This window comes from Vibrio sp. E150_011 (assembly GCF_053544015.1).
This window is the reverse complement of record NZ_JBHFOL010000002.1, coordinates 124,571-142,265: the sequence shown is the minus strand read 5'-3', so window position 1 is coordinate 142,265 and position 17,695 is coordinate 124,571. Positions and strand designations below refer to the sequence as shown.

Genomic DNA, 17,695 nt, shown 5'->3' with positions numbered 1-17,695 from the left:
ATGTTATTGAAAGAGTACATTCCTCAGGTTCGGAATTTACTGTCAGTAAGTATTGTGGCTGCTTTGGTTGTTGGATGTAATTCAGAATCAGAAGACCGTGACTACATTGATGGAAACCCAGGCGGAGAGAATTTTGTCGCCAATATTATTGATCCGCCAAGCGACCTCGTTGATCGAATTAAACCTGCTATTCCCCCTAAGGTCATGGATGTAACAGGGCATCCGAACGAGCAAGTGCCTACCGAAATCAACCATTACCATGAATATCCAGTAAACCAAGATCTAATGTTGACACGCGGTACGCTAAACCACACTCGTGATTCCGATATTATGACGATGGATTTCACCAGCGGCGCGGGTATTGATTTGATTCCTATTGAACGTTCTACAGGGCAGTTCAGTATGGAAACCACCACTGATTCAGTCAATCACCTTATCGACCAAGGGCATAATGTTATCGGGGCAATCAACGCAGACCCTTACAACATGGTCAATGGTTGGAATCTAGGTGCAGTGACAATCGATGGTGAGAACTTTACTGGTTGGGGGGTTTCACAAGAAGCCGTCATCATCGTCAACCAAGATGACTCCTTAGCTATCTGGGAACATGCCCCAAACTTTGAGCTCACGTGGGGCATTAACGACCAGTACCAAGGCAGTGTTGCCAATGTGTATTACTTCGACAAAGAAAACTATACCACACACTCTTTTTCTCAAGAAGGCGGTAACCTCAACGTTTACCCTGGTGACCGCTACCGAGGTACTGTGGACTTAACTGGCCGTACCGGTGCACTTGTGAAACCACAAATCAATGGTGTCAGCGTTGTTGCGAATGAAGACGATGGTTCTGCCATTGCCCAGTTCGCGCCTTTCGAGGGTGATGTTGTACAAGTCATCGAAGACGACACAAACTATATCGTGCCTGCGGGGCATATTCTTGTCACTTCTCCCGATATCGATTTAGTCAACGGTGACCGACTCTCCACGACCTTCCAGACCGATGACCCTCGCTGGAGTGAGGTAAAGCACGCACTTGGTGCTGGCTTTAGAAACGTCATGTTAGTGAAAGATGGGCAATTGCATACCGATAATGACGAGTCTGCGATTAGTGGTCGAACTGCATTTGGTATTCGCGCCGACGGCTCCGGATTTTTTTTAGTCGCAGACAAACCTATTGGCACCTTTTCTGATGGCATAACACTAAGAAAACTCGCTCAGATTATGCAAGCTTATGGGGCGGTTGATGCCGTTAACCTCGATGGTGGAGGTTCAACAACCATGACCATGCGCATGCCTGGAGAAAAGTATAATCATGTCATCAATGTTCCGTCCGATGGTTCTGAACGTGTGGTCGCTTCAAAGTGGGGACTACGACTCAATCCAGAGCGAGCATCTTATGATGATGCCATCGCTATTTTTCCAAAAGAGATGACCATCTTAGCAAACTCAACATACCGTAGGTTTAAGGCACTGGGTTACGACGGCGATTCGTTACACGCATCAGGTGAGCATGTGGAGTTTGGTATCAACGACCGCTCAATCGGCTTAATCGATGTCGATTCAGGTGCGTTTAGAGCCAGTGCCAATGCGGCAGAAGGTTTTATTATTGCTAACCTAGGTGAAAACCCTCAAGACGCGGATCATCTTAAGGGCGTTGCTAAAATCAATGTCGTCACCGACATCGATGAGATGTACTTTGGTAGTGATCAAATTACACTAGGCAGAGGCGAATCAACTACGATTTTACCAGTATTAACGGCGTCAGGGCAGATTGTCACCTACGAACCCCATGCATTGAACTATACGCTGGACAACAATCATAGCGGTCGAATCGACTCCGACACCGGTATCTTTTACGCAGCAGATATTCAGGGCGGTGAGGTTACTGTCACCGTCAGCTATACAAACAACGATCAAGTGTTTGAATCGACTATCGACATCAACATTGGCTTACCACCAGTCATCATTGAAGACTTTGAAGGTTCAATCTCTCATTTATCCGCGATAGGAGCTCGTGATCTCAATGTCGATATTTCTCAAGTAGATACACCCGTTTTTGATGGTGAATATTCTCTAGAATTATCGTGGGAAGCGGACCCAAATCAACCAGGTACATTTGGCGCCTATGTCGTCGATACCGACAAGATCACCGAACTTCCAGGCTATCCTCGTCAACTTGGAGTCAATGTTTATATTCCAGAAGAATTAGCCGGTAAGGTATGGTGGGTTCGAGGTCAGTTACGTGACGGTGATGGCAATGCAGTAGGCATTAATTACAATAATGAAGGTGAAGCTCTTCCAAGCCGCGGGTGGAACTTCATGACCGCTGATATTCCAGAAGGCCACGAGCTGCCTTTGACCTTTGATCAGCCCTTCCGATTCCTTGTATTGCAAACTGCTGAGCGTATCGACACTAGCGTGGTTCTTGATAACTTTACCGCGATTTATGATGTCAACACCGACCTCGCCGGTCCGTCGGTTACCCTTACACCTTCCGACCGCGATACCGTAAATAGTAAAGATGTGACCGTTCGTCTGCAGGTATTTGATGAATCAGGCGTCGATTTTGATCGTATTGAGTTGGAGCTTAATGGTGAGATCATCTCAAGCGGAGAGATCGAAAACAATGGTGACGACGCCTTCTGGGTTAAACTCCATGACCTTGATGACGGCTGGCACCGTCTCGACTATCGCGTTTTTGATAAGTTAGGTAACGCCTCTGCTGGTGATAGCCTATTCAATGTTATTACGGATGACGCTCGTATCTATATCGGTGGTGAACACGATACTATTTACGCGGGTGGGACGTTTAATCTGCCTATTCAAGCAACAAAAGCGGAGACCTTTTCAACATTTACATTATCACTCAATTACGACGCAACCAAAACCTCACTCAAGGTTCTTGCTGAAGATCTAGAGTTTGAAAATGTCATCGAGGAAAATGGATATTGGCAAGGAACATTTAACGGTTTTTCTGAAAATGTTCACACCCTAGCCCAGATTGAGTTAACGGTTGATGGCTATGTTCAAAACAGCGCAGCATCACTTGTTATTAGTGGTGAGCTAGACGGCAAACCATTTTATTATCCAGTATTGAAGAAGGATATCGCCGGCAAGTACATTGTCGTCACTGAGCACACCATTTCACATCAAGATGCACGAATCTTCATCACTGATGCTAACGGAGTGTCTGCCCCAGGAGTTGACGTCGAAAGGGTTTATTATGACGTAGCCAATGATTTGGTCACCGACGTTGAATTTATTGGTACTACTGATCAATTTGGTCTCGTTCGTTACCCTCCATTTGATGATAGCGACAGCAGTATTGAGTTTACGTTGCGTGCATTTGATAACGAAGGTGCTTCGTTAATGTCAAAACTTATGGCACTGAAAGAGCGACTTACTGCGATACCTCGCTACGCCTTCTTTATGCCCGGCAAGGATCAGAGTGAGGTAAAGGTCACTTGGTTCACTGATTCAGAGACTGAACAGACGTACGTACGATTCGGTCAAAACAACAACCTCAACCAAAGCGGTGTGGAATTAGAATCTGAAATCCTACCATTCTTTTATGGTCCAGAATCGGGCGTAGTTCGAGTCCATCATGCCACATTAACTGGTTTGCAAGCCGATACTGAATATCACTACCAAGTCGGTAACGATGATGCGTGGAGTGATGTGTTCTCATTCACCACTGACCGTCAAGACGAGGAAGTTCGCATTCATCTATTTGGTGATACTCAGACAACCAACGACTACCACGAAAACCATGGTTCACAACTGGTTTCTGAGATCTTTGCCAAAATGCAAGCGCAACTACCCAACCCCGACCTAATCCTTCATGTTGGAGACATGACCGAGGACATGAGTGACTATCAACTCGTACGTCAATTCTTTGAGGCACTGGAGGGTGAAGGGCGCATGAGTTCTGTGATGTTTGCGCCTTCTATGGGTAACCATGAAGTCTACAATGAGGGGCGTCATAAGTACGAGTCTATCTTTAAATCACCAGCAAACGGCCCCTTTGATGCACCAAACAAGCAAGCTGTTTATAGCTTTGATTATGGCAACGCTCGCATTGGTGTCATTACGACAGAGTTCTTTACTATTGATGAATGGGTAACCATGGTTGACTGGATTGAAGAAGATATGGCTCAGTCAGAACAAAAGTGGAAGCTGCTCCTCATGCACCGTCCGCCTTATGAAGGAAACAAGGACTCTGGAAATGAATGGCCGAAACGCTACCTACCGAGACTGGTAGACAAAGCCGGCATTGATTTGGTTATCGCAGGTCATGATCACATGTACTCACGCAGCCTACCGATGGCGCACGGACAACCTAATGAATCGGGTGCAACTTACCTCATTGCTGGGTCTGCTTCAATGAAGTTCTATGATGCTGATTTTGGCGGCATCGTACCATTTGCCGATGTCCTCTATGACGACAATGTACACACCTATACCACGCTGCATATCCAAGGTGAATCACTTGAAGTTCACACCAGAAACCTAAGTGGACAGCTAATTGACCGTACCATTTTAACACCTCGTGCATCACGTGGGTTTTAAGGAGAACAACGATGAGTAAAACTCTATTTCCTGTGCTACTTGCCTCCACAGCGGTGCTAATTGGCTGTAACGAGACTCACTACAACGATAACCTGATTCCCGTTGATAAAGAGGTACGTGGTTTCTGGACCATGTTATCCGATACAGATTGTGAGCTTGCCGAGCACTGCTATCTTGACTATAGCAACCATAACAACAAACTCTATGCGATTGATGAGGGCGATCGCATGCTCACACTCAATGAGGTCAGTAAAGCCGAAACCGCCACCTCAGGGCGTTTAGGTGATGCCATATACCTCACAGCCTTTGAAGACGATAACGGCGTTCAGACCCCTCAACCTCGCTTGCAAACGGACACCTTTAGCGACTTCGAAAGCCGACCGATATCTGACATCTTTACGATCCACGTTCGAGCAACTGGCGAACAAGGCTCTATTCTATCGCTATGGAATGAGAACGGACTTGCGTTGCACCTTGAGGTGCTCGACGGTGTACTATTGGCGACGTTTGATAAACACCAAAAAAAGTTGTTCACCTCAATCGACAGCGAAGTATTTCAAGAAATCCAAATCGTCTCGAATGGCGAAACGGTTTCTTTGATAAACCACTGTGAACAGGTTGGCGAGTTTACCCGTACCTCAGGATCACCGATACTGAGTGACTCACCACTCAAGCTCACTGCCTACGAGATGAAAGGCGGATACACCGATGCCACACAGTTCACTGGTGCCATTGATGTCATTCGAATCTCCGACCGAGCTGAATCAAACATTTTCTGCAATCAGTAACCATCTGCCTAGCTAGGCTTAGTAGGCACTCACCCACACTTGGTGAGTGCCTACCTTTTATCGTCCTTATTCACTAAGACTCCCCCGAAAAATTCTCGTACTCCACAACCCCAAATCGCTTCCCATTGCATGGCTTTTTTCGAGGCTTGCTGCATCCGTTAACGTTTATCCCCCCCCCCCCTCCTTTCCCCCCGTTTTAGGTCACGGCATATTCACATGACACGCCTGAGGAGCACCATCTAACTGTCAAAAACGTCATTAAATCGTCATGATTAATTCACATGAGTTAATAATTGCTGACATCTACTTTTGGCATTCTTCTTTAGTACTTTAATCAACCTATTTTTCAACAGGATACACAATGAAACATTCATTGATTGCTTCGTTTCTTGGCGCATGCTTATTAACACCGAGCGTACTGGCTGACACCATCGATTTGAAAGTGTGGATGCGTTCAGATAAATACCTAACTGAGATGGAGCCTACGGTTATCAAAGCCGCTGAACAACTCAATCAACAGCTTGAATCGGCAGGTGATGACCGCCGCCTTAAGGTAGAGGTTCACTACAATCGGTCTAAGGGCTGGGATGAAGATGTTCTGCAATACCTACGCTCAGACTCGGTTAATCGTGGCGCAGATATCTACGTTGGTGCTCATGAATGGTTGGCATCGCTGGCTGACGCTGGCTCGGCAATACCGTTGGATGAAGAGCTTACGAAACATCCTGAGCTTTTTGGCGATATGGTTGACTGGGTTTGGCCAACCGTCACATACAAACAGCAGCGCTGGGGCGTACCGTTTTTACCTGAAGCCCGCATGGTATTTTTTAATAAAAACATGCTAAGAGAGATCGGTAAAAGCGAAGAATTTATCGATTCACTCCCTGAAGAAGTGAACGCTGGTGACTTTACCATCTATGACCTTTCCGCTTTGACTAAGGAAGTGATGGCACATGGGCAAGCCAAATACGGCGTACTCCACCGCCCTAATACCGGGCCAGATTTTTTGATGAACATGAGAAGCTTTGGCTTTCAAGCGCAAGATTCTGAGACCGGAAAACTCATGGTTAACCAGCAAGCATTAACCGATTTTCTGACTTGGATTGATAGCAATGTCAAAAATAACGTCACTCCGAAAAACAACACTTCAATGAGCTGGGATGTCATTCATCGCGCCTTTGGCGAGGGCGAAGCGTTTGCCAAGATTCATGGTATTTGGGGAGTACCGCAGATGATCAGCATGGGTATATCTGAAGACAGCGAAGAAAGCTATTTTTCTAATGTTGGTTGGATGAACATACCCTCGGCAGTGAAAGGCGAAAAACCATTCAATATGTCTCATCCACTCAGTATGTCGGTCAGCCCAAAAACGGAAGATAAAGAACTCGCGGTACGATTAATTGGCGAACTGTTAAAAGCTAAGAATTACACACCAATGGCCACCAGTGCCGGTTATTTAGCTATCCACAACAAGGAACAACAATCCGAAGCATACCAAGACGCATGGGTCAGCCGCAGAGGCTCTGAATTACTCGCCAACTCGGATGTATTAGCCATGCCAATCCACCCATCGCTTGCTAAATATAACGATATTTTATTTAGAGGTATTCAAGGCGTTGAAAGTGGACGACTAAATGCAGTCGACGCAACTAAGTTTGTCGTCGAGCGCATGGAGATGGAAATGTCGGACGACATCATCATTAAATAACCCATCTACTTAAGGGGCATAGCCCCTTCCTTTGGTTGTATGAAAAACTCTCTTTTTAATCGAAATGCGGCCCTATTTTTGGGGCCGGCTACCTTGTTGTTGTTTTTGCTTTTTATTGCCCCAATTGTCGTAAATTTTGTTATTGCTTTCTCAGATATGGGGCGTGATTTATCCATTCAGAACTTCACTACGCAGAATTTTACCAAGCTATTTGCCGATAGTTTGCTTTGGGAGATCATGGCAAAAACACTGATATTTGTTGTGTTTACGTTGGTCTTTTTTAACGTGGGTCTGGCACTTATTATTTCATTAGCTATCACGTGTTTACCAGAGCGAATAGGTAAAGTCTTTGCCACCCTTTGGTTATTACCTCGAATGGCACCGAGTGTGATCTATGCCTTATTATGGATCTGGGCAGCAGACCCAAACGAGTATGGCTTAATTAATCAAGTTTGGCTTGCTGTCGGGGGGGAAACCGTACTCGACCTTCGCCAAGATTCACCAATGCTCACGATCATTCTCGCCAATGGCATCATTGGTGCATCAATGGGCATGCTAATCTTTACATCAGCTATTAAGTCTATCCCGAAGCACCTCTTTCATGCAGCAATGGTTGATGGCGCTCCAAGAATTGCCACGGTTTGGCACATTATTCTTCCTGCCATTCGTTGGCCGCTAAGTTTTGTGACGATTTTTCAATCCCTCTCACTGCTGGTCACCTTTGAATACGCGTTATTGATCACCAACGGCGGGCCATTTTATGACTCAACGGTTTACTCACTTTATGTCTATAAACAGGCCTTTGAGTCAGGACAATACGGTTACGGCGCAGCATTGGCTCTTATCCTTGTCTTAATCGGTATCGGATACTCGCTTTTGATGTGGCGCTTCACCAACATGAAGGCACTGCTCCAAACTCCAAGAATTGAGGTACAACAATGAGTACATCAAACTCTCTCTTTCGTCGCCGGCTTAATCGATCGTCCGTGTTTACACGCCTTAATCGCGGACAATGGCTAGTGACTATATTGATGTCATTGATCACAATTCCAGTGATCCTACCGTATTTCTGGATGTTCTTTGTCTCGTTTACTGCCGGCGACACTGGAAGCGTTAACGTATCTGCGATCGGCGAAATCTTAAGCGTATTTATCCCCGTGCTCATCGCTACATTCATTACCCTTTTTGCTATCGAGGATGCTCGACTAAGAAGGGTTATCTATGGATCATTATTTATAGTATTGGTACTGAACATCATCGTCCGTGCGGGCAATGACATTAGTTTTGACAGCTATCGCTTCCTAGCAGATGGCAATACCACCCCATCGTTATTCGAGGCATTAAACAACTCGCTCCTGCTTGCCGGTGGCCAAACCGTATTGGTGTGCTCCATCGCCACTATGGCCGGCTATTATCTGTCACGCTTCAATTTTACAGGTCGCGCGGCCTATATGAAGGGGTTGGTTATGCTGCACGCATTTCCCGCGCTTACCCTCATCATCCCGATATTTTTATTACTGCATTGGTCTAACCTACTCGACTCACTATTTGGCGTCGTGCTTGTGACCACTGCCATTGAACTGCCCTTTGCCATTTTTTTAATGAAAGGCTTTTTCGATAACGTTTCTTGGGACATTGAGATGAGCGCCATGACCGATGGCGCCTCACGTATTCAGGCCTTCTTTGCAGTGGTGCTACCTCAAGTCAAAAATGGCGTCATTGCCATTGGTGTCTTCTCATTTCTGAAGGGTTGGGAAGAGTATATCTTCGTGACCTCATTCATCTTTGATAGCAACCATTGGGTCATGAGCCAATTTCTGTATTTTTACGCCGAAGACTCGATGGGCGCGGACTATGGCTTATTAACCGCCGTCGCCGTGGTCTACTTGATCCCGAGTATCGTGCTCTACATAACCTGCCAAAAATATCTATCGCAAATTTCTGTCGGTGGTACAAAAGGATAGAAAATGAAAATTGAATTTAACCAAGTGGGCAAGCGCTGGGGCGATGTCCAAACACTAAAAAACATTAACCTGACCATTGAAGATGGCGAATTTGTCGCGATCCTTGGCCCATCCGGTTGCGGTAAATCCACCAGCCTAATGTTGATGGCAGGCATCTACGAATGCAGTGAAGGTGAGATACTATTTGACGCCAAGGTCGTGAATAACACACCAGCTAGGCAGAGAAATCTTAGCGTCGTCTTCCAATCTTATGCGCTCTATCCTCATAAAACGGTATTAGAGAACATACTATTTCCTCTCAAATACAAAAAGCCAATCGTTAGCAAGCCACAAGCACTCTCGATGGCCAAAGATATTGCTAAAAAAGTTCAGGTTGATCACCTGCTCGACCGCATGCCATCAGAGCTATCCGGTGGACAACAACAACGCGTGGCAATGGCAAGAGGGCTGATCAAGCAGCCGGGACTGTTGTTACTTGATGAGCCGCTGTCTAATCTAGATGCCACACTGCGCCACTCCATGCGCGATGAACTTAAAAGGCTACAAAGCGAGCTAGGCATCACGACGGTAATGGTGACACATGACCAGCTAGAAGCGATGACAATGGCAGATAAGATCATCGTTATGAACCATGGCGTCATTGAACAAATTGGCTCTCCTGAGGATATCTACTTACGCCCCGCCTCTGAATTTGTCGCCAAATTTGTTGGCTCACCGACGATTAACGTGCTGCCGGCAACATTCCAAGCACAAACATTATGCGTCGGCTCAGAAGTCATATCGACCGACCTTCTCACCAATGAGCTTATATCGAACCACCTTAGCGCATATGACCAGCCATCGCTGATCGTTGGCATCAGACCTGAAGGTATTTCATTAGACCAAGACGACTATCAAGGCGTGGTCAGTGATGCCTACATCATTGGCCGAGAATGGGTTCTACGACTCAACACCAAATTGGGTGAATTACAGGTTGTTGTCCCCGCCTACTCTGAGTCTTTTGTTACTGGTGATACCCTGTCGTTTGGTCTTTGCCCAAAGCATGTCCATATTTTTTCAACACGTTCAGGAGAGCGACTTGCATCTCTTTGTGAATCGGCCTCAAGCTCGACTAAGGCTGCCTAATGAATAACCAACAAATAGTACGATGGAAAGCTGGCTCTATCTGCGTTGATAATCATTGCTGGGCGCTCAACCCCACTCACGCTTACGACAATAAAGAAGTGACCACCCATGCTACAGTCCAAGTGGAAATTGACTACTATTTACGAAATTTCACTTACTTTATGGCGCCTTGGGGGGTGGTTGATCCACGCTTTCCACTACTAGCGTTCTCCTATGGAGAAGGGCAGGAAGTGAATGCCTTAATCGCTCAAGAAATCATCGACATCATGCTCACCCATGTCGCAATCACTGCGCTTGTGCAGTGGGAGATAACCCAATTGATCATATCGCAACAGCCACAATTGAGCACGAGAATACAATCTATCGAACTAGAGCCGGGACAGAGCTACATGACCACCAGACAGGTGGCGTCAAAGGCGCTCTCACTGACCTCCCAGCGAAAGATAAATGTGATCTCTCAGCTTTGGCATGCGAGTCGGTGTATTCGTCAGGCCGAAGAGCAAGGTTGGCACTGCGCATCTCTGCGTGGCGTTGATGCTTTTGCCCACGATGACCCTCAGCCCTGGGTACAACACCCACTCAACTGGATAATTAAAGAAAGCCGCTTTCGTTACTTTGAAAACCAGGAAAATAATGAAGCAATATAAACACCAACAGCTCAACCTTACCGACAATGAAAAGCGTATCCTAGGTGTGATTAATCGTGCTGAGAATCCGATAAGCCGGCCTGAGATTGTTGATAAAAGCAACCTGACATTTCAATCGGTATCTAGAATAATCAAAGGCTTAGTTGAGTCAGATGTGCTCAACGAAACAGGCACCATCAACGAGGGGCGAGGAAAACCAAAGGTCAACTATACCCTAAACCCGAAGCTCGCTTACAGCCTCGGCATCATGTTCGGGCACGGGTTTATCTCGGTAAGCCTAATTAGCGTTACGGGGGAAGTAATCGGCGCTGTCACACATAGCGACGATGGCAATCATCCACTCGATACTGTTGAACTATGTTCAACCTTGGTCAATAGGATGCTGGTCGATACCGCCATAGATTGGCAAGAAGTATTAGGCGTTGGTATTTCTATTCCAGCGAGAATCAAAGATTCAATGCAGCACTACTTGTTTCCCAGTCATTTAATAGCCTGGGATAGCATCGATGTCCTCGCGGTCTTTCAAGCGGCTTTCCCAGTTCCGGTGTTTGTCGGCAATGATGCCGTGAACGCCGCCATAGGCGAGAGCTTTTGCGGGATCGGTAAACAAGGTGGCGACTTTTATTATCTTTTTCTCGGTCAGGGGATCGGCAGTGTAGCCATTAAAGAAGGGACTCCTGAATTAGGTAGCCACTTGCACGCGGGAGAGATAACACTGCTGGTTGATAAAGCCCAACGTCCTTCTACTCGAAAGCTGCAAGTACTGCTATCTGAACAGAAGATACATTGGAATGGCTACGATGAACTCGCGCCAGACTTGATTTCCTCTAGGGTCGTCAGCGACTGGTGTCAGGCATCTGCCGTCTCTTTAAGCCGTTTAATTGAGATGATTATCGCCATCAATGATCCGTCTAAGATAGTTATTGGCGGGGGGTTAAACCTAAAGCTAGTCGAGAAGATCGTTGACAATATCGCCCTTAAAAATGGCACAAGAAAGGAAAAGATCGCCTTTGCAACGCCGGTCTTAACGGCTGAAGCTGAGCGAGGGTCACCTGCATTTGGTGCTGCCTACCTGCCTTTACTTGAGGTCATGTATCAATAAAACGTATCCACCAAAAATCTCATAGTGCCAAGCACTCAAGGCTGAGTTCAAGGTAATGTTAATACGCTCAGTTTATACAAACCAGTAAGCCGACTGATTATCAGCCGGCTTACTATAAAGGCAATGCGGTGATTCAATAAATGCTCTTAAGACAAGGCCGGCCACTTATCGAATGGTTGCTTTTCAAATAGCATTTCACCTTTGTCGCCTTTACGGATGTTCAGCCACGCCTGCCAGTTTTCATTATCAATATCAGGGTAATCCAATCGATAATGGCTACAGCGGCTTTCGGTTCTCATCATCGAAGCCTTGAGCTTCATTTCTGCGGTAATGATCATATTTTTCGTTTCATGAGCGAGTCGTAGTTGATGCCTGTCTTGTGCCATCAACATCTCTGCATGATGTTCCTTAAGCTCTTCGACATAGGCCAACGCCCCTTGCATCATGCGTGCTTTCTTCACATACAAGACAAAATTGGGAATCATAACCCCTTGTAAAACCTGTGTAACCCAGGCAGGACTATAACCACTTTTTCGCTTAAGCGGCGCTAGGATCTCTTGTTTAATCTGGGCCTGACGGGCCTTTGGTGCCTGATACGAAACAACATCAAAGCTCGCCTTCGCGGCCGCTTCACCGGCAAACGCGCCCTGCACCGCAGAACCGGCCAACGACCCTCCAATCTGGGTATAAATACCACCTGACATATATGATCCCAGGGCATCTCCTGCGGCATACAAGCCTGGGATGGTGCTCAAGCCTGTTTCATCGATTGGTACAAGACCTTCGGCTTTATGAATCGCCATGCCTGCCGTTGAGCCACCCACTTGTTCTCCGCCCATACCGGGAGGGCCTTCGTGGCGTTTTTTAGCAAATAACGACAACAAGCTACTCTCTTCTGGAGGACGAGGAGGCATGTCTGTTTGCCTAAATGCCTCTGGCGTAAACGGTCCTTTAGGAAAGGTTGTTGTCACTGATGATGCGTCGTCACCCGCTCCATTTCCAGGCCCAGGAGGCCCCATTTTAATCGGCGCACCTTGGGTGTATGCCTGATAGTTCATGTCTACCCCTAGATGGTGATTGACCTGAACCCCGGTCAAGCCCGGTTTTTCTTCTACCTGACCATGCCAGTTGTCGTAACATGAACCCGAATTTTCTGCTGAACCTGGATGGCCATCATTCCACTCCTTACCCGTCACGACCGCGCCGATGTCATAGGCCATAATCGTGCCATCATGAGTTAAGTCGCACATAGGGAATCCATTGGGTTTAAAGCCGCCAGAACCGGTACAAAGCACCACGGTTTTCGCGTTGTAAAATATGACCTTATTCTCATCCATACTAAAACCTGCTGCGCCAACCACGCGCCCATCTTCTTTCATAAGGTGGGTAATCATGATTCGTTCTTGCAATGGAATATTGCGCGATTCCATTGGTCGCATAAAGGATTTATTGCACAGCGGTGAATCAAAGAACCCCCAAGATTTTAGCTCTTGGACTCGAGCATACGAGTGCTCTGCTACCTGACGTGTAAACACCGGATTACTCGTCCCCAGTGAGGATTCAGAAACCTTAGCAACAAATTCATCAATGCTCACCGACGCATTGGCTTTGTCATAGGAAAAAATCCCCTTTGCAAAAGGCGTCAAGCCCGAGCTACCTAGGCGCCCCTTTGACACCATCATTACGCTAGCGCCGGCATCATGGGCCTTCACCGCGGCAAAAAGCCCTGCCATTCCGCCACCAATAACCAACACATCGGTATCATGTGATTCTTGAGTAAACGTTTCTGCATCGATCTTGGGCATGTTCTCAACCGGTGTACCGGCAAAGACAGAGGAGGCAAGCATGGAAGCACCAATCACGCCCCCAGCGACACCAATAAATTGACGTCTGGATAAATCAGTTTTATTACTCATCGTGATTACCTCCAAGAAACCATAACGGGTAAGCTCTTTTCAGGCGTAATCGTGATCGCTCCAACCGGACAGTACAAGCGGCATAGATGACAAATCTGACAATCTTCTGGGTACGCGATGACGGCTTTTTTAGTTTTTGCATCAAACTGAATAACGTCAGTTGGACAGCTCTCAACACAGGTTTTGCAACCTATACAACCTGAAATCTGATGAATTGGCATAATGTTACCTCTAAATCTGTGTTTAAAATGAAAGCTTCTCGTAATGAATATCAGCGGGCGAAATCTCAAGGTCATTCAGGCTGGTTTTCACTGCTTCAAGCATGCCCTCAGGGCCACACAAATAGACACTCCAATTATCGGCCTGAGCACTTTTTAGTACTTTACTGATACATTCTTGGTCAATCACACCATGAGAAACCTGCGCCTTATTGGTTGGGTGAACACAAACCAATTGTTGAGAGAAATCTGTCATCGTCCTTTGGAGGTCTGCAATTTCGTCTTGTAAAACCATCTGTTCAAAATCACTATTACCGTAAATAAGACGTACTGGGCGTGTGTCTTTGGCACATGCCAATTCGCGTAACAGGCTTAACATGGGCCCAATTCCCGCCCCACCCGCAATCAAAATGATGCCATCCGCTTTTTTACTGTCATCCAAATTCATACTGCCGTAAGGGCCGTCAATATAGACATCTTGGCCGATTACAAGCGTATGCAAACTCGCGGTGTAATCGCCTAGCTCACGAATCACCATTGAGAACTGAGGGAGATCATCGGCGCACGAGGCGATAGAAAAAGGATGGTCATTTAGGTTAAATACAGACTGACTGCTATTCATCCACACAAATTGACCCGCCTCAAACTCAAAACGACCTTGGTCCTTTTTTTCCAGTGTTACCTGCCAATCACGACTACTGACCTTAGTCACATCAACCAGAGTAAAAGGTTGTGACTTAATGACCACTTTCTTGACTGTGTGGTTATAAATCACAAGGGTGACCGAAGCGGTACAAAGCGCCCACCAAATCGCATTAAATTGCGATTCAAATTGCCCATGACTGCCCACGCTGGTTACGTGTATTGTGGCTAAAATAGCAACCGCTACAAATCCCAACATGTGTGTCAGGCGCCACGTCTCATAACGCATTTTAATTGTGTTTTTAAACACCGCCATCAGCGTCCAAATAATCATCGTCACCCAAGCAATGAGGCCCGTTAGCATAGTCGGTGCGGTGAGCACTTCGACTAAACTCGTCAAACCATCATCAAAAGACTGAATAAAGCGCGGGGCGAGAATAAACACAGGATGCAGAAGAAAAAATACCCCAAGCCATTGTCCAACACTTTTGTGTTTCGCCATGCTCCAATCAATATTGGCAAAAAGAGGCAGTGCCTTAACTCGACTGGCTAAAGGGAATTGAATGAAAAATGCCATCATGGCAAGTGCATTAAATAGGCTTAATGCACTCAGGTAGAGCCCTTTATTGTCCATATCTAAAAATTGTGTGGCGAGAAAAGGGAGCACCAATAACACAGCATAGCCTGCAGCCAACCTTCCGTGTCTAATCGTCTGTTTTATCCTACGAAATTTTGGCGGTTCACCCGTCAGCGAGATTGCTTGCTTCATCATTTTCATTACCCAATGTCATTGCAAATGGATGTTCAAGAGCGTGTGCTATTCATGTGCAAATAGCGACAAACTCAAGCTGATATGGTTAGCATAACGAAGCAAGGGTTAATGCAAGGTTAAGACTAAGGCATCGCCTGCACAGCCATACTCTTTAACACATTAACTATGCGATGATTGTTGCTCATTTGGTCGATGACTCGCGGGTGGATCCACCTCACAGCTATCACAGATCATATTCACATTATTTAATAGCCATGTAATATGAATCTCATAACCTGTGGTTCCGATGTAGAGTGCAAAGACAGACATGCCAGAGACTATTAAGCACGAGTACGAATTTGACCCAACCTATGGGTATGATTTTGACAGCCTGTTGCAAGCCAAACCGAGTTCCGTTCCATACGGATTCACCAGTTTCTGGCAGCAAAAGTATCAACAAGCGTTAAATGTTGCCCCATCACTTAACCTTCAAGACACCGGTATTATTAACAATCATTGGCGAATATTTGATTGTCATTACCAATCGACGGATGGTGTTCGTATTGGCGGTTGGCTATTGTTGCCGGAAAGAGGCAAGGTCAATAGTGCCATTATATGGGCGCACGGGTATGGCGGCATAGAAGCACCAGACACCAGCTGGAAACTCAAGCATACCGCCATATTAATACCCTGCTTTCGTGGCATCAGCCGAAGCCAACAAGCATCGATATCCAATGAGCCTTATTGGCATGTACTGCATGATATTCAAGACAAACAAAAATACATCATGGGGGGGTGCGTTCAAGATCTTTGGTGTGGTATCTCGGCATTGCTGACGCTTTTCCCTCACATAGAAAAACGTATCGGTCTCATTGGCAATAGCCTTGGTGGCGGTTTAAGCGTTTTTGCTAGCGCCTTTGATAAGCGCATATCACGCTGTCACTTCCACGTCCCCACTTTTGGCAATACATCACTCAGGTTCGCGATGCGTACTGCAGGCAGTACTCAGGCACTCATCGACTATAAAGACAGAGACATGATTATGAAAACTCTGCCTTTTTTTGATGCGTCGTGCGCCGCCAAGTTTCTAACTCAACCCACATTATGGGGTCTTGCCTTGTTCGATCCTTATGTCGCACCTCCCGGGCAATTTAGCATCTACAACGCCTGTCACAATAAAAAAGAATTGTTTTTGCTCGATGCAGGACATTGTACTTACCACAACGAAGACAAGCAGAATCGTGAATTGAGAAAAAGCGTCGAAGCGTTTTTTAAAGTATTGGGAGCACACGATGCATCGTGAATATCACCGCTGGAGAAGCCCTAACCTCAACAGAGAGATGGAGCTGCTCATCTTTGGGCATGCTGGCGCGAAGGTATTGGTGTTTCCCACTCGAGGAGGACGATTTTTTGAATATGAAGATCTAGGTTTGGTGAATAGTATTGCCGATAAAATCAACGCAGGACAACTGCAGCTGTATTGCGTCGACAGCATAGATTCGGAAAGTATGTATTGTTTTTGGGCTCACCCTCATGGCCGTATACATCGCCACAAACAATATGAAGAATATATTCTACAAGAAGTCATGCCACTCATGGCCAGCAAAAACGATCACCCATGCACCATCTCCCATGGCTGCTCGCTTGGAGCGTATCATGCCGCCAATATTTTTTTCCGCCATCCTCACTTGTTCCAAAAACTCGCCGCCTTTTCGGGGCGTTATGATCTGACTTGGGGAATCGAATCATTCAATGACTTATTCGATGGGTATTATCATGAAGATATTTATTACCATACCCCTACTCACTTCTTACAAAACTTATCAAATTCCGAGCAACTCCATCATATAAAAAACAGTGATATTGTCTTCGCGATTGGCAACGAAGATCCCTTCTTACAAAACAACCATATAATCAGTGGAATACTCAATCAGAAAGGAGTGCTTCATAGGATGTATGAGTGGGATGGGAGAGCGCACCGTGGGCGCTATTGGCGGCAAATGATTCCACTGTATTTGTAAGGTTTAGGGTTTATCGTTAATCGATAGGTCATTCGAGTGACATTCAAGCCACCGATAACGGCTTTGTTTCAAGGGCGGAATGGGTCAACTTGTGGATGAGGGATTCGCGTCTTATCTCTAAAATTTCCTCTATCAATTTACCTTGTGCATCGAGACCAAAGTGCATCGCGTACTTTTTCACTTTCGCAATTTCATTGGGCTGTAAATGATAAACTTCGCGCTTTAGGTAAGATTCTATCTCGTG

At 46.1% G+C, this 17,695-nt stretch carries 13 protein-coding genes; 10 read left to right on the top strand and 3 right to left on the bottom strand.

What is annotated here, in order from left to right; all coding sequences use genetic code 11:
• The 8 genes from ACE1OE_RS03825 (at position 1) to ACE1OE_RS03790 (ending at position 11,903) form a co-directional block, all read left to right on the top strand.
• Positions 1-4,569 carry a phosphodiester glycosidase family protein gene (locus ACE1OE_RS03825; protein ID WP_449210209.1) on the top strand — a complete coding sequence of 1,523 codons (4,569 nt, stop codon included), beginning with the start codon at positions 1-3 and terminating at the stop codon, positions 4,567-4,569.
• Between the two features lie 11 nt (positions 4,570-4,580).
• On the top strand, positions 4,581-5,357 hold the full coding sequence (locus tag ACE1OE_RS03820; RefSeq protein ID WP_449210208.1) for a hypothetical protein: 777 nt from the start codon (positions 4,581-4,583) through the stop codon (positions 5,355-5,357).
• A gap of 361 nt (positions 5,358-5,718) precedes the next feature.
• Positions 5,719-7,065, top strand: coding sequence for a sugar ABC transporter substrate-binding protein (locus ACE1OE_RS03815; RefSeq protein ID WP_449210207.1), 1,347 nt, complete (start codon positions 5,719-5,721; stop codon positions 7,063-7,065).
• Between the two features lie 39 nt (positions 7,066-7,104).
• Entirely contained in the window at positions 7,105-8,007 is a 903-nt protein-coding gene (locus tag ACE1OE_RS03810; protein ID WP_449210206.1) for a carbohydrate ABC transporter permease, read from the top strand.
• Positions 8,004-9,029 (top strand): carbohydrate ABC transporter permease, encoded by a 1,026-nt coding sequence (locus ACE1OE_RS03805; RefSeq protein ID WP_449210205.1) that lies wholly within the window; start codon positions 8,004-8,006, stop codon positions 9,027-9,029. Before ACE1OE_RS03810 ends, ACE1OE_RS03805 begins: the two co-directional genes overlap by 4 nt.
• Before the next feature lie 3 nt (positions 9,030-9,032).
• Complete coding sequence (locus ACE1OE_RS03800; protein ID WP_449210204.1) at positions 9,033-10,154, top strand: ABC transporter ATP-binding protein; 1,122 nt, start codon at positions 9,033-9,035, stop codon at positions 10,152-10,154.
• A complete protein-coding gene (locus tag ACE1OE_RS03795; protein ID WP_449210203.1) occupies positions 10,154-10,801 on the top strand; it encodes a hypothetical protein in 648 nt (215 codons plus the stop codon). The genes ACE1OE_RS03800 and ACE1OE_RS03795 overlap by 1 nt, the downstream gene beginning before the upstream one ends.
• Positions 10,788-11,903 carry an ROK family protein gene (locus ACE1OE_RS03790; protein ID WP_449210202.1) on the top strand — a complete coding sequence of 372 codons (1,116 nt, stop codon included), beginning with the start codon at positions 10,788-10,790 and terminating at the stop codon, positions 11,901-11,903. Before ACE1OE_RS03795 ends, ACE1OE_RS03790 begins: the two co-directional genes overlap by 14 nt.
• Before the next feature lie 146 nt (positions 11,904-12,049).
• On the opposite strand, the gene ACE1OE_RS03785 is transcribed toward ACE1OE_RS03790, so the two are convergent.
• Genes ACE1OE_RS03785 through ACE1OE_RS03775 form a run of 3 tightly spaced genes read right to left on the bottom strand, consistent with a single transcriptional unit; the run spans position 12,050 to position 15,451 of the window.
• Positions 12,050-13,819 (bottom strand): FAD-binding protein, encoded by a 1,770-nt coding sequence (locus ACE1OE_RS03785; RefSeq protein ID WP_449210201.1) that lies wholly within the window; start codon positions 13,817-13,819, stop codon positions 12,050-12,052.
• Between the two features lie 5 nt (positions 13,820-13,824).
• Entirely contained in the window at positions 13,825-14,040 is a 216-nt protein-coding gene (locus ACE1OE_RS03780; protein WP_102471798.1) for a 4Fe-4S dicluster domain-containing protein, read from the bottom strand.
• 22 nt (positions 14,041-14,062) lie between these two features.
• A complete protein-coding gene (locus tag ACE1OE_RS03775) occupies positions 14,063-15,451 on the bottom strand; it encodes a ferredoxin reductase family protein (protein WP_449210200.1) in 1,389 nt (462 codons plus the stop codon).
• Between the two features lie 307 nt (positions 15,452-15,758).
• On the opposite strand from ACE1OE_RS03775, the gene ACE1OE_RS03770 reads away from it, so the two are divergent.
• Complete coding sequence (locus ACE1OE_RS03770; RefSeq protein ID WP_372060666.1) at positions 15,759-16,733, top strand: acetylxylan esterase; 975 nt, start codon at positions 15,759-15,761, stop codon at positions 16,731-16,733.
• Positions 16,723-17,451 (top strand): esterase family protein, encoded by a 729-nt coding sequence (locus tag ACE1OE_RS03765; protein ID WP_449210199.1) that lies wholly within the window; start codon positions 16,723-16,725, stop codon positions 17,449-17,451. The genes ACE1OE_RS03770 and ACE1OE_RS03765 overlap by 11 nt, the downstream gene beginning before the upstream one ends.
• Positions 17,452-17,695 lie beyond the last annotated feature (244 nt).